Source organism: Pseudoalteromonas sp. DL-6, from assembly GCF_004328665.1.
GTDB lineage: Bacteria > Pseudomonadota > Gammaproteobacteria > Enterobacterales > Alteromonadaceae > Pseudoalteromonas.
The window spans coordinates 187,729-202,390 of record NZ_CP019771.1; the positions used below are offsets into that span (position 1 = coordinate 187,729).

The 14,662-nt window shown below is 39.6% G+C and carries 12 protein-coding genes; 7 read left to right on the forward strand and 5 right to left on the reverse strand.

Translation table 11 applies throughout. The annotated features are described in order from the left end of the window. The first annotated feature begins 6 nt into the window (after positions 1 to 6). Positions 7 to 522 (forward strand): hypothetical protein, encoded by a 516-nt coding sequence (locus B1F84_RS15930; RefSeq protein WP_131692048.1) that lies wholly within the window; start codon positions 7 to 9, stop codon positions 520 to 522. 14 nt (positions 523 to 536) lie between these two features. Next, positions 537 to 725, forward strand: a complete 189-nt coding sequence (locus B1F84_RS15935) for a DUF1289 domain-containing protein (RefSeq protein ID WP_082653630.1) — start codon at positions 537 to 539, stop codon at positions 723 to 725. A 17-nt stretch (positions 726 to 742) separates the two neighbouring features. Here B1F84_RS15935 and B1F84_RS15940 read toward each other — a convergent pair whose 3' ends face one another. Together B1F84_RS15940 and B1F84_RS15945 are read right to left on the reverse strand one after the other, a co-directional pair. Continuing rightward, entirely contained in the window at positions 743 to 1,402 is a 660-nt protein-coding gene (locus B1F84_RS15940; protein ID WP_131692049.1) for an NAD(P)H-dependent oxidoreductase, read from the reverse strand. 68 nt (positions 1,403 to 1,470) lie between these two features. Beyond that, the gene (locus B1F84_RS15945) at positions 1,471 to 2,742 is read right to left on the reverse strand and encodes an aminotransferase class I/II-fold pyridoxal phosphate-dependent enzyme (RefSeq protein WP_008112587.1); all 1,272 of its coding nucleotides are present in this window, start codon (positions 2,740 to 2,742) and stop codon (positions 1,471 to 1,473) included. A 325-nt stretch (positions 2,743 to 3,067) separates the two neighbouring features. On the opposite strand from B1F84_RS15945, the gene B1F84_RS15950 reads away from it, so the two are divergent. The 3 genes from B1F84_RS15950 to B1F84_RS15960 all read left to right on the forward strand — a co-directional run bounded on the left by B1F84_RS15950 (position 3,068) and on the right by B1F84_RS15960 (position 4,482). Next, positions 3,068 to 3,367 carry a hypothetical protein gene (locus tag B1F84_RS15950; RefSeq protein WP_131692050.1) on the forward strand — a complete coding sequence of 100 codons (300 nt, stop codon included), beginning with the start codon at positions 3,068 to 3,070 and terminating at the stop codon, positions 3,365 to 3,367. 126 nt (positions 3,368 to 3,493) lie between these two features. Further along, positions 3,494 to 3,904 (forward strand): hypothetical protein, encoded by a 411-nt coding sequence (locus B1F84_RS15955; protein ID WP_131692051.1) that lies wholly within the window; start codon positions 3,494 to 3,496, stop codon positions 3,902 to 3,904. 134 nt (positions 3,905 to 4,038) lie between these two features. Continuing rightward, positions 4,039 to 4,482 (forward strand): T6SS immunity protein Tdi1 domain-containing protein, encoded by a 444-nt coding sequence (locus B1F84_RS15960; RefSeq protein WP_131692052.1) that lies wholly within the window; start codon positions 4,039 to 4,041, stop codon positions 4,480 to 4,482. A gap of 1,229 nt (positions 4,483 to 5,711) precedes the next feature. Here the strand turns inward: B1F84_RS15960 and B1F84_RS15965 are convergent. The 3 genes from B1F84_RS15965 to B1F84_RS15975 form a co-directional block, all read right to left on the reverse strand. Further along, on the reverse strand, positions 5,712 to 7,883 hold the full coding sequence (locus B1F84_RS15965) for a S46 family peptidase (RefSeq protein ID WP_131692053.1): 2,172 nt from the start codon (positions 7,881 to 7,883) through the stop codon (positions 5,712 to 5,714). Positions 7,884 to 8,067: 184 nt separating this feature from the next. After that, positions 8,068 to 9,459, reverse strand: coding sequence for a diguanylate cyclase (locus B1F84_RS15970; RefSeq protein WP_240702036.1), 1,392 nt, complete (start codon positions 9,457 to 9,459; stop codon positions 8,068 to 8,070). Positions 9,460 to 9,708: 249 nt separating this feature from the next. Beyond that, a complete protein-coding gene (locus B1F84_RS15975) occupies positions 9,709 to 11,499 on the reverse strand; it encodes a PDZ domain-containing protein (protein ID WP_131692054.1) in 1,791 nt (596 codons plus the stop codon). Between the two features lie 225 nt (positions 11,500 to 11,724). Between B1F84_RS15975 and B1F84_RS15980 the strand changes: the two genes are divergently transcribed. Next, entirely contained in the window at positions 11,725 to 13,233 is a 1,509-nt protein-coding gene (locus tag B1F84_RS15980; protein ID WP_131692055.1) for a GGDEF domain-containing protein, read from the forward strand. A 77-nt stretch (positions 13,234 to 13,310) separates the two neighbouring features. Then, positions 13,311 to 14,654: a nucleotide 5'-monophosphate nucleosidase PpnN gene (gene ppnN / locus B1F84_RS15985; RefSeq protein WP_076919734.1), complete on the forward strand. Its 1,344-nt coding sequence runs from the start codon at positions 13,311 to 13,313 to the stop codon at positions 14,652 to 14,654. The last annotated feature ends 8 nt before the right edge of the window (positions 14,655 to 14,662 follow it).

Sequence of the window (14,662 nt, forward strand, 5' to 3'; positions counted from 1 at the left end):
CGCACTATGAAAACTTATATATCGCTTATACTCACTGGTCTTATTTTGTCTGGATGTAGCAGTTTAACCAGCGAGCAAAAAGCCAAATTAGACAGCTTAACGCCCTGTGAAAAAATGGATGGCTTAATAACCGAATACGATAATCGCTTTGAAGCGTTAAAAGATACTAAAGTAAAAACACCTTATTTAGATGTGTGGAGTGCAAAGTACAACGTGTTTGGCGATAACTGCCAAGTGACTAGCTTTAACAAGCAAACTGTGACCTACCGTTGCCAAGAAAGCTACACAGATCAACAACAAGCCGTTGCTATGCATCAACAAGCGGTTGAACTCACTCGCCAGTGTTTAACTAAAACAAATAACTGGTTAGAAACGCAAAAAGAGTCAGAAACGTCGCTGCGAACTACCTTTGTACTTGATGACAAGTCACCGGTTATTTCTGTTTATACCAGCAAAACGTTATCAAAAATTAAAACTTGGTCGACCTCTTTAGAAGTAGGAAAGCCCGTCGCCACTAAATAATTACGAGAGAATGTATGCGCCAAACACCCAGTAAACAATCCACTCATCTAAAAACAGACTGTATCGGTGAATGTTATAGAATGAATGGCTACTGCACTGGGTGCGGGCGCACTAGCGACGAAATATTTGACTGGATTATTTTAACCGACGAACAAAAGCAAGCAATATTGGCCTCCCCTCGCGAAGACGCAAACAAAGACTAGCTTAAATTTATCAACCGTTAAGGCGCATTACGTTGTGATGGGTCACGCTTAAAATCTTTGCTTAATTGCTTAGGATCTAACGCCTCACGTTGTTTGCTTGCGCCCTCAGCCCACCACATTAATTGATTAAAGGTGCGCGAAAAATAGCTATCCCACGCTGTTTGCTCTGCCGCATTGTTTGCTTCACCACTTTCAATAAATACGTCTTGCGCTTTTGGTACATGGATCGTTGCTGATACCGGTAAACAACCCAATTCACTCAAAAAGCTGCGCATGCCAACAGCAGCACGAACGCCGCCCCATTGCCCTGCAGAATAGGTAACAATCGCGCTAGGTTTATAGCCAAATAAAGAACTACCAAAGTGGTTTAGCATATTAGCGAGTGCTGGACTCATCGAATGATTATATTCAGGGCTCACCATAACAAAGCCATCGCTGGCTTTAATTTTTGCCGCTAAATCATCAAGCTGTTTAGGTACCTCAGCCTGCGAATAAGCAAAGTGCGGTTTAAACACTGGGTCAAAATCGTAATCGAGCGGATCAATAAGCTCTATTTCATGCTCAGAATAGTGCTCAAGCAAACAACGCTCACATGCTTTTGCTACCCTTTCCCCTAAACGCGCAGGCTTAGGTGGGGTACTTTTTCTAACCGAACCGAGAAAAATTAAAAATTTCATCTAACGGCACTCCTTTTTAATTACAAAAATAAATACCTCAAAAAAGCTTGAGGTATTTACCGTACGATTTAGGCTTTATCGAGTGCTTGGCTTACATCGGCAATAATATCATCAATGTTTTCAATACCCACCGATAAACGAATTAAATCGCGGCTCACACCCGCATTAGCCAGTTCTTCATCATTTAGTTGGCGGTGCGTTGTAGATGCAGGATGACACGCCAGCGATTTAGCATCACCAATATTAACCAAACGTAAAATCATGTTTAGGGCATCAATAAACCGCGTACCGGCTTCAAGGCCACCGGCAATACCAAAACTTAAAATACCCGACGCCTTACCATTGGTAATTTTTTGGCTCATTTCATTATACGGGCTTGATTTTAATCCCGCGTAATTAACCCAAAGTACCTTAGGATGGCTCTCTAAATATTCAGCAATTTTTTGCGCGTTTTCGCAGTGACGATCCATTCTTAGCCCTAACGTTTCAAGGCCAATTAAAATATCTGATGCGTTTTTAGGCGCAAGCGCCGCACCGGTATTTCTAAGAGGGACAACGCGGCAACGCCCAATAAATGCCGCCTCAGCAAACGCATCGGTATACACTACATTATGGTACGACGGATCAGGCTCATTCATCATCGCAAAACGAGTCGCATTGGCTTTCCAATCAAACTTGCCCGAATCAACAATCATGCCGCCAATCGCAGTACCATGACCGTTAATATATTTGGTGAGTGAGTGCACCACAATATCGGCACCCAACTCAAATGGGCGACATAAATACGGCGTAGCCACGGTGTTATCTACAATTAAAGGCACCCCTTTGCTGTGGGCAATTTTCGCAAGGCGAGCAATATCGACAATATTCCCAGCTGGGTTACCAATCGACTCACAAAAAACCGCTCGAGTGTTTTCATCAATGGCATTTTCAAAACCGTCAAAATCATCGGCTTTAATCATTCGCGCTTCTATACCTTGGCGCGGCAAGCTATGGGCAAATAAGTTATAAGTACCGCCATACACTTGGCTAGTGCTTACAATATTAGTACCTACTTCACATAAACATTGAATCGCATAGGTAATCGCCGCCATACCCGAGGCCACAGCCAGCGCACCAATACCGCCTTCCATCGCGGCAATACGCTGCTCAAGCACCGCATTGGTTGGGTTCATTATGCGGGTATAAATATTACCAGGCACTTTTAAATCAAATAAATCAGCGCCATGCTGGGTATTATCAAAGGTGTACGAAGAGGTGTTATAAATCGGCACCGCCGCCGACTTTGTGGTGGCTTCAGATTCATAACCATGGTGCAATGCTAAAGACTCAAGTTTCATAATTTATTCCTTCAATATAGTTACATCTAACGTAGCATTTAATGGTTACAAAGTGCACATGAAATATACTAAAGAATGTTGAAGGAAATAGATGTAACGCTCTATCTAACTAAGTGTTCAAACTACCGTTTGCTCATATATTCAATAAAATGAGCTAAGCGCGCATATTTCTCCTTAAGTAATTATTAAACATAATAAAAAACTTAGTGATAGTAATATGTTAGGTAATTTGTTAAAACTATATAAAATAGAAAAGTGAGCGCGACATTGGCAGAGATATGCGCGATGGGCGCACTATTAAATTGTTATGTTGCAGGGAGCAGTTTTGTCACTTCAGATGTTAAAAAAGGCGCTATTTAGTTTAGCTATAGTCTTCTTAGTTCTCTTCTTTGCTTTTCATTACTTTGATATGGGCTATGAGGCATTGGTTTGTATTGATCTTTTTTTAATATTCTGGGGGTTAGATAAAGTGGTTTTGTGGTATTTAGGCGAAAAGTTTGGGATTGCTGCTATGGTCGCTGTTCCTGCCGATGCTCACAAAAGTTTGAGGTTAATTGGTTTGTTTTTTGTGGCATTTATAACAATATATGGTGCCCAAGATTTACTTCAGCGAGTTGCAACATAACAAGTCGTTAAAGCAGGACAAATAACAGTTGGCTTTTGCTCCTGCGTTGCTTATTTTAGCCAACATATTATTTGCCTCTTAACGAGGCGTTATGTGCTTCGGTAAATTTACAAATAAGGACATTTTATGGATCCATTAAGCGTGTTATCCCTAATTGTTGGGATTATAGGGACAGCCACTGCCGTATACCAAACTGCTGTTATCAATGAAAATAAAAAAACAAAAGGGGAACTGCAATTCTTACTTGCAGGAATAAATAGTTCAGCAATTCAGAAAATGCAGTCTTGGCAAAACCAAATTGATTTAACGCCTCCTCCAACAAATGAAAAAGACCTAGAAATATTGAAATTGAAAGTGAGTGCGCGAGATGAGTTTACAGATCTAGCAAATCTAACAACTTCACTTGAGGGAGCTATTGATTCAGCAGATTCAGCAATTCTGAAAATGATGAAAAAGCATAAAGAAACTGTAGTTCTCAATAACGAAATTCAAGACAATGTGCCAAAGACAACCTCCAAAGAGGACGTAGATAGTTAACGCACATAACAAAAAAATCAAGTTCGCCCGCTACGCGGGCTGGGACGCGAACATGTGGGCTAGCTCACTTCGTTCGGATTTTAGCCCACACGTCCGCGCCCCTTATTTAAAAGTTAGCTTTCTAGGAAGTTCAGATGACATTAAATGACTTAACGGTAAATTTCTCGCACCTTGAACGAGACTCTCTGTTATCTGAATGGGAGTGGTTATTGGATGGAGAATATTTACCTATATTGCTTTCAGCTTCCGGTGATGCATTTGTTAAAAATATAAATAATGGCCAAGTTTGGTGGCTAGACTCAGGAGGCGGTGAGTTCTCACAAGTAGCTGAGACACCTGAAGGCTTTAATGAGTTGTTAGCCGATAAAGAGTTCGTTATAGAATACTTTGCAGTTCAAATGGTAGGTGATTTAATAAAATCAGGTAAATCATTATCACACAACCAAATTTATAACTTAACAAAACCTTGGCTGTTGGGTGGTGAGTATAAAATTGAAAATATTGAACCAACTGATATTGAGGTTCATTTTTCCCTAACAGGTCAAGTGGCACAACAAGTTGGTGTAAGCGAAAGCTAACAAGGCCGTTAAAAGTACAAGGAAATTTATGAGTCTGTGCCCTCGGTGTGAACATAAAATAGATGTTTTCAGCCTTTATTTATCTGCATTCCCGATTTACTTTAAATGTGCCAATTGTCAGTTGAGATTGAAACTTATCAGCTCAAAATTATTTTGGGCTACATTGTTGTTATATTTGGCGGTCGTCATTACATTGATGATGTATATTCCAATTTTTAGCAAATATGGTTTAGGCGTAATTTTAGCCATATTAGGCTGGTTTTTTGTTTACTATAAATCGTCACCTTACATTCTCAGCAAAGATAACGTGGCACTACATGGCAGTGACTAACTAAAAACAGCCTTGTTTTATCTCTTCCTCTAAAAGCGCAGCGTCTCCTCGCCCTCTTTGTGCATAAATCACTTAAAGACCTTATTACACAAAGAGAAGTGGATGGGAGGCTTCGGGCTAAGAGGCGCGAGTAAAATGCTAATGCCCATAAATACGCGATATGAAATCGCTGCTACAAAAGACATTTACTGATAAAAACAGTTTTTGCACCACAGAGAATCCCGAGGCGCTTTGCGCTACACAGAGATGGATTGCTATCTTTTAAGTATTTCTCTGTGAACTCTGTGTCCTCGGTGGTAAATACTTATTTAGACTTAACTCTAGCGCGATATGAAATCGCTGCTACGAAAGACGTTTACTGCTACAAACAATTTTTGCACCACAGAGGATCCCGAGGCGCTTTGCGCTACACCGAGGTGGATTCATATCTTTTAAGCATTTCTCTGTGAACTCTGTGTTCTCGGTGGTAAATACTTATTTAGGCTTAACTCTGACGCGATATAAAATCACTGCTAATAAAGACATTTACTGCTAAAAACAATTTTTGCACCACAGAGACTCCCGAGGCGCTTTGCGCTGCACAGAGATGGATTGCTATCTTTTAAGTATTTCTCTGTGAACTCTGTGTTCTCGGTGGTAAATACTTATTTAGGCTTAACTCTGACGCGATATAAAATCGCTGCTACTAAAGACATTTACTGCTAAAAACAAATTAGCTCCCCCCCGCAACACGAACCTCGTAGCCCTTAGCACTTAGCACTTAGCACTTAGCACTTAGCCCGCATCCCGCATCCCGCATCCCGCATCCCGTACCTAAGCTAAATTAATCAGAAATGTTTAAACCAAAAAAAGGCGCTTCCGGTTAAGGTGAGCGCCATTTTATTAGTTTAATTGCTACTTATTTTACGATTTTCATTTCGTCTAATAAGTTTTGGGCGTTATCTACTTTATCCATTACCCATAACATGTAGCGTGAATCTACATGAATTGAGCGATTCAGTTCAGGGTTGTAATCCCAATCACCAATAATGCTTTCGTACACACCGTCAAACAGTAAACCCACCAGCTCAGCATTGCCGTTAAGCGTTGGCGAACCTGAGTTACCACCTGTCGTGTCTACATTTGATAAAAAGTTAACTGGAACAGTATTCATGCCACCAGTGTAATCACCATAAAGCTTCGCTTTAATTTGCTCTTGCAGCTTTATAGGTGCATTAAATGGGTCAACATCGGTGTTTTTAGCCAGTAAGCCTTCAAGAGAAGTAAACGGCGTAGCCACTAATCCATCTTGCGGAGAATAACCGCCTACCGTGCCGTAAGTTACACGTAATGTGCTGTTTGCATCGGCGTAAACCGGTTTGTTTTGCGCTTTGTTAAAGGCAATAATCGCACTCATTAACTCTGGGCGAGCAGCTTGTAACTTACCTGCCAAGGCTTTTGACTTATCTTCCTCGGCTTTCATCACAGCAAATATAGCTTTAGCATATTGCATGAATGGGTCTTGGCTTTGGTTAAGCTGACTTAGTGTTTGTTCAAATAATGAATTACGTACAATTTCATTATCTAGCGTTGATTTGGCATACATTTCATCTAGCAATGCACTTTGTTTTGCTTTATCAAAACCGTTTTCTAAAGCAAAAGCTTTATCAATTTCACTAAAACGCTCTGCTTTAGGTAATGCTGCATATTGCTCTAAAAAGTGCAGTAATATAGCTTTATCTACATTGGCATCAAAGCGACGTGACATACGCTCAAGAGAAGATTTAATACGCGGTAAATCACGTTCTTGATAACCTGATTCACGCTCGCTATTTGGCTTTTGTTTTTCAACCGCTAAGCGGTATAAACGACGTGCAGTGCTGATCATTTGTGAACGGTGAACATAGCCTACCATACGGTCGCGCTCGCTGTGCTCTTGCGATTGTGCCACTAACGCCGATAACTCATTAAGTACGTTACCGTAGCGCTGTTTACGCTCGCTATCGCTGTTGATCCAGCTTGTAAGTTCTTGTTCAAATTGTTTTTTACGCTCAAACATAGTGCCTTTTTTAAAGCTTTCGATCATTGAGCCATAGTTTTTAATGTAGTTGTTGTACCCTGCAATGGTGCTTTCGTAAGCAATACGCGCTTTACTGCCATCTTCTGAGTTTTCTTCAATCAGTGACACGTATTTAGTATTGTGCATGCGTGCTTTAGGGTAACTGTCGTTAAATACGTAATCGACCTCTGCCGAAATACGGTAACGATTAGTACGCCCTGGATAGCCTGTTACCATGACAAAATCGCCCTCTTGCACGCCTTTAGCACTTACACTTAAGTAAGACTCTGGCACGTAAGGTACGTTATCTTCACTGTATTCTGCTGGCTTGCCATCTTTACCTACGTATGCGCGGTAAAAACCAAAGTCACCCGTGTGGCGCGGCCACATCCAGTTGTCGATATCGCCACCGTATTTACCTACGCCCATGGCAGGTGCATACGCTAAACGTACATCTTTAATTTCCAGCGATTTAATTAGGTAAAACTCTAAACCACCATGAAACGAATACACATTACAACGGTAACTGGCATCAGCTTCACACTGTGCAACAAGTGCTTTTTGATTTTTTTCTAACGCATCGTAGCGTGCTTTTGCGCTTAGCTCGTTAGTGCCGCTAATCACTTTATCGGTCACGTTGGTCACTGTTTCAGTCACATACACACGTGAACCTGGCGCAGCTGGTAAGTCTTCAGCCGGTGTTTTTGCTAAAAAGCCATTTTCTAAAATGTTATTTTCAGGCGTTGAATTATATTGCACCGAACCATAAATACAGTGATGGTTAGTTACAACTAAGCCTTTTGGCGAAACAAACGATGCTGTACAACCGCCTAAGCTGATAACCGCATTCATTGGAAATTCGGTTAATTTTGAAATTGAATCAACGCTAATTTCAAGCCCTTTGGCTTTTAAAATTGACTCAAGCTCTGGTAGTTGATGAGGTTGCCACATGCCTTCATCGGCATGGGCTGCAGAAGAAAGTGCCAGTGAACAGGTTGCTACCAACGTGGCAACAAGAGGTTTTAAACGCATTATAGAATCCCTTTTATTATTGAGCCCACAGGTTACTCATTAAGTATGAGTCAGGTCAACTTAGAGAGACGAAAATTGTTTAAAATTGTAAACCAGTGTGTGAATTCATCAAATAAAAAAGGATTAAAATCTTTAAAGGCCTACTAATCCATGCAAATCAGTTCCAGTGGGACTCACTATCTATTTATTTCGGGGAATAAATAATATAGCGGTTTTTCCCTGATTTTTTTGCGTCATACATAGCTATATCCGCTTTTTTAATTTCATCATCAATGTCAGTTTTTTCAGTTGGGTTTACTATATTTAATCCCATACTTACTGTTACATTAATACTGTTATTATCACTTGATTGTATTCTTAGCTCCCTAATAGCATTAATCACTTTTTCTGCGACCAGCTCGGCATCGGAGGGAGCTTTAAGTACTAACGCGAATGCAAACTCTTCACCTCCATAACGGCAAAAAACATCATCAGCGCGTAATATTATAGTTAAAAGTTTGGCCAGATTAACAAGAACGCTATCACCAACATTATGCCCGTAAGTATCGTTAACCTTTTTAAAGTCATCGACATCAAATAGCCCGAATCCAATTGTTCCACCATGTCTAACTGAAGATTTAACTAGTTTATTTGCTTGATCAGTAAAAAAACGGCGATTAGGAATGCTTGTTAAAGGATCGAAAAAAGCAATTTTTTCCAACTGCGATTTTGTTTTTTGTAATTCGAATGTTCTTTCTTGAACAATTTTTTCTAGATTATTTTTAAGCTCTTTTAAGTCCCTATTTCTCTTTTCGAGCTGTTCTGTTTGAAATCTGCTGGTAGATACATCACGTTGAATTGCGGCAAAATGAGTGACTTCTGAGAATTTGTTTTTTAGCGGAATAATATTCATTTCCACCCAATACGGTCGGCCACGAGAGTCGTAGTTTAACAGCGTTTCTGTCACTTCTTTATTATTCTCAAGTGCTTTAGCGATCCTCTGCTTAGCCTCTGGATCTGTTAAATTCCCCTGTAAAATTCTAGGTGTTTCACCAATCAATTCTGATGAGGAATAACCCGTCAAATTCTCAAATGCTTTATTTACATATACAATTTTTGGACCATCGGGATATTTGATATTTTTTGCATCAGTAATAATCACCATATCTTGAGTGTTTTCTACTACATCTTGAAAAGAAAAAAGTTGTTTGGATTCAGAAATATCAGTAATGGTTACAACAATAAATTTATCGTCATTATCGTTGCCTTCATAATATGCATTCATTAAAAACCAGCTTATTTCATCTTCAGAGCTTCCTAATACACCAATGACTTTGTTGATCACCCTTTCTTTATTTTTTTTAACTTGATTAACTGGGTAATCTTTAACCGTTAAAATATCGCCAGCTTCATCAATGAAAGTCCAATGTGTATCAAATGAGTCTCTACCTATAGCTTGATCATAACCAACTTTTAATAACTTTAAACCAGTCGGGTTAATGTAAATTATTGATGTATCCCAATCATGAATGATAACGCCAATGTGGGCATGCTCTAGTAAAGCTCTAAAACTTAAATCCCCGATATTTTTCATCATTAATCCCTTACTAAACCTAAGTAGTTATATTTAAGATAGACAAAGATTTATAAAAGTAAAAAGAGACAAGGATTAATCGTAAATTTAAACAATGAGTTATTATTTTCACTACTGTAAATTTAACCTTATGATTTGTTATACAACCATATTAATGATTACCTTATAGTTTATAGGAAATCCATCAACGATTGACTGAATAGCATAAAAAAAGGAGCCTAAGCTCCTTTTTAAACAAAATGATAAACGATGTTAGTCGTCTTTTTTCACATCATTTGGATGCGCTACACCCATCCATGCTTTAAACAGCGCTTTTTGCTCAGCAGTAGCATTTTTATTAGCGACTACTTTTTTAGGTTTGTCGAAATCTTCAGATAACACAAGCTCAGTCGTCATTAATGCATCACGGCGAATAAAATCAACAGTTACCTTGTCCCCTGCTTTAAAGGTTTCTAGGCTCGCGGTTAAGTCTTTCCCTACATGCTTTTTGTTAATAGCGACGAGTTTATCGTCGGTGGTTAAGCCGCCCTGCCATGCAGCACCATCGCGGCGCACATGGGTAAGCGTTAGTAACTCGCCAGTATTTTTAGTAAATGCATCTAAGCTTGGTGTGGCCTTGGCTTTTTCAGGTAGCTCGAAGCTCAAACCTACTTTTGCTAGCAGTGCATCAAAATCTAGGCTAGCTGGTGAGCTAACATTTGTTTGCCACCAATTGCTGTAATCACGCCCTGTTAGCTGCTTTAAAATAGCTAATACGTCTTGCTCAGTAAAACCCGCTGGTAGCTTATGCTGCTTATAAAGTTCGTTATGTACATTTTTATAGCTTATTTTACCTTGGCTTTTTTCTAGTAGGTCGATATCTAACGCCATCGACAATAACGAGCCTTCAAGGTAGATATTAGTGCCATAGTTACGAGCATGATCACCACCTTGATTTATCCATTTATCAAAGCTGGTTTCGCTAGCACTTTGCACTTCACGCCCTGGGGTTGTGAGGTGGCGATTAATGGTTTTACTAAAGTTATTAAAAAACTCATCGGTGGTTTGAATACCTGAGCGCACTAATAAATGGTCTTCAAAATAACTAGTAGAGCCTTCGGCAATCCACAGCAGTTTTGAATAATTAATATTGGTGTAGTCGTATGGCGCAAGCCCTTTAGGACGGTACGCTTTTACATTCCAAGTATGAATAAATTCATGTGCCGCTGTGCTTATAAAAGCTAAGTAATCTTCACGTTTAGCAAAACGATCGCGTGGGCGTTGAATAATGGTTGAATTTAAGTGTTCGGTTGCTCCGCCCGCGCCCGATGTAGCATGTACCATAAATACATAGCGCTCATACGGGTAGTTGTCCCAGATTACATTGCCCGTTGCTACTAGCTTTTTTAAATCGGATAGCATCAGTTCTATGTCGTAATTACCTTCGCCCCACACCACTAGTTCGTACTCTCGGCCATCAACTTCAAAAGTACGTAGCTCGTTAATACCGGTTTCTATTGGTGAATCAACAAGCACGTCGTAGTCGCTGGCTTTAAAGCTGTGTTTGTTTTTATAGTTTTCCATACCCGACACCGAGCGCCATGCTTTAGGTACGTTTAATTCAACCGTAACTGGCTCTTGGCGAAATGATTCGCTAAACATAAAAAAGCCTGAAGCATCAACAAAGGCATGGCTGTCGTCAATATGACGAGCGCGCTTACCTAGCTCATTAGCATACACTTGGTAATCAACATTAACTTGAGTTGGCTCGTTTAAATGAACACGCCATGTGCTGTGATCTATTTTTTCCCACTTTAGTGCATTACCTTCATCATCGCTGGCTTTAAAATAACGTACACCATTAGCAAGATTTAAAATTTCATAGCGGCCAGTGCGCCATGCTGGCAGTTTTACATCTAAATAAGATTGCGCCGTTTTAGGGAATTCTACATTTACATCACCTAGGTGATGTTCTGGCTGGGAGATGTTTAAAGCGTAATTAACGTCGGCAATTACCGGTGCTGAACAGGCAGCTAAAATTGATAAGGCAAGTAGCTTTTTCATGAAGGCTCTTTTTTATATAAGGTATTGTTGTACCAAGATTAACAAGACCCTTTTTAAAAGTGAATTAAAAGCGATAAATGCACTTATATTCAAGATCGTTCGTATTTTGTTATTAAAAACATTAAGTTTTTGATCTCATCCCTACTATTAATATGTTTTTGTTGTAAACTAAAACAATAACGGTACTAAAATGATGGTGTGTAGGTGTCTAGGAGCTCCAATACAGTGGAACAAAAATTAAAACAAGCAATCGACAGTAGAAAAGTAATAGAAAGTGCGCGTCAACATCAAGTGAGTACGCTTTCTAACTTTGCAGCTAAGTTATCTTTAAGCTGTAAGGGACTTGATACTGAGCTTGATAACCGTCTGGCCAAGTTCCGCAGTGCACTCAACAAAGGCATGAGTTTTGAGGACTTTTCGCCTTTGGTAGATGATATTTTAGCCTTGCTAAAAAACCAAGAAGCCATTCAACTCGCACATCAACGTGACCTTTTTACCAGCGTTCAAAATGCAGGCAAACAATTACAACAAACTAAAGGTTTGCCTGACGATACGCGCAGAACGCTTCGCCATTTGCTCGATAACGAGCTAGACGATATTCAATCGGTACATGGTTTTATACCCGTATTAAACCAGCTAATTATTTTTTATCATCAAGCCTTAATTGCTAAAAGTAATACCACCTTTGAGCCGCCTAATTTAACCATTCTTACTGACAAGCTGTTTAAGTTAGTCAGCGAGTTAGTGCTTGAAGAAAAAGCAAACGAAGCGCTGTATTTAATTAAAAAACGTATTGCTAAAAATAGAGCGGTTGATCAGCTACTTGATGCAGCAATTGATGTAATTGTACTTATTGTACAAAGCATCCAAGTTGAACGTGAATCAGCGCAAAGCTTTTTAACCTCTTTAAACCAAACGCTTGAAGAGCTACATCGCTCATTGGTATCGACCAGTGAACATTCGGAGTCGATGAATGTTGAATTTGAGTCAATAAACCAACGCATTGGCACTAAGCTTAAAAACCTTAATTCTCAGACCAAAAGCGCCACATCAATTACCTCTTTAAAAAAGTTAGTTGAAAATGAGCTGCGCTCGCTCAGCGAAGATATAATTGAAAAAGAAAAGCTTGAGCAAAAAGACAGGCAAATTTTGGTAGCTAACTTTGCACAAATAAACGATAGGATCAGTAGCCTAGAAAGCAAAGTTAGTAATTATAAAAAACGTTTAAATGAACAACGCTTTAAAAGTTTACTCGACAGCCTAACAAAACTACCTAACCGGGCTGCCTTTGATGAGCGCTACAATTACGAAATTAACTTATTTAATGAGCAACCTTCAGACATAACCTTAGTGGTTGTTGATGTTGACCACTTTAAATCAATTAATGATCGCTTTGGCCACACAGCGGGCGACATTACCCTACAAGTGATTGCAAAAGCATTACAAAAATCAATTAGACAAACTGACTTTATTGCTCGTTATGGCGGCGAAGAGTTTGTATTATTAATGCCGCGAACTTCACTTGATAGTGCAACTGAACACCTTAATAAATTGAGGCAGTCGATTAAAAAGATCCCGTTTAAATTTAAAGACCAGCAAATTCAAATTACCGTTTCATTGGGTGCAACCCAATTTAAAGTGGGTGACACCCCTCTAAAAGCGTTTGATAGAGCCGATGAAGCTCTATACGATGCTAAAAACTCAGGCCGGGATCGTCTGTGTATTAGTAAATAGTGTTATGCACTTTTACCTTTGAGTAAAAAGCATAACTACGCAGTAAATTTACCCAAGAAGTTTCAAGGAGAATGTCGATGCTAATACAATTAAACCCTACGGGGGTATTAGATTTATTGTCGCAGCTAGAAGTAGACTTACTCGAGCAATCATCAAACAGCGAACGCTACAGACTATTTAGAAACTGTGTATTGGCCGTGCTTAATGTAGGCAGCCACACCGACGTAAGTAACGATATTTACGATAAACACAAAGATTTTGATATACGTTTGGTTAGCCGTGAACGCGGTATAAAAATTGAGTTAGAAAATCCTCCGCAAACGGCCTTTGTTGATGGCCACATAGTAACAGGCATTCATGAGCACATATTTTCGGTTATTCGCGATATTTTGTTTATTTGCCAAAAGTATGAAAAGAACCTCCAAGAAACTAAAGCCATTACCCACATGGTTTTTGATATGCTCAGAAATGCCGACGCACTTAAGGTAAATAGCGAACCTAACATGATTGTATGTTGGGGTGGGCACTCTATTAACGAAGTAGAATATAAATACACCAAGCAAGTTGGCTATGAACTAGGTTTGCGTGGCTTAAATATTTGTACCGGTTGTGGCCCAGGTGCAATGAAAGGCCCAATGAAAGGCGCGACCATTGGCCATGCAAAGCAACGTATTACCAATAATCGTTATTTAGGTTTAACTGAGCCCAGTATTATAGCGGCAGAGCCACCCAACCCAATTGTAAATGAGCTGGTGATTTTACCCGACATTGAAAAACGACTTGAGGCATTTGTTCGCACCGCACACGCTATTATTATTTTTCCAGGTGGCGCAGGTACAGCCGAAGAGTTACTTTATTTATTAGGTATTTTATTACACCCTGAAAATGACAAACAGTGTTTACCGGTTATTTTAACAGGCCCTAAACACAGCAAAGCTTACTTTGAAGAACTGTGTAAGTTTATTCAATTGACTTTAGGTGATGCTGCGCTGAGTAAGTTTGAAGTGATAATTGATGACCCTCAATTAGTTAGCCAAAAGCTTAAATCAGCCATGAACGGGGTTCGCGAATACCGTAAAAGCCAAGGCGATGCCTATTACTTTAACTGGACCTTGAAAATAGAAAATGATTTTCAGCAACCTTTTTATCCAACTCATGAAGCCATGGCGTCACTTGATTTGCACCTTGATCAACCCAAACAACAGCTCGCCGCTAATTTACGCCGTGCGTTTTCGGGAATTGTTGCCGGTAACGTAAAAGAAGAAGGCTTAAATGCAATTAAAGAGCATGGCCCCTATGTGCTAAGTGGTGAGCCTGACTTAATGAAAGCAATGGACAAGCTTTTACAAGCATTTGTAGAACAAGGTAGAATGAAACTTCCCGGAAGTAAGTATATTCCTTGTTATACAATAAAAGCGTGAGTTTATAA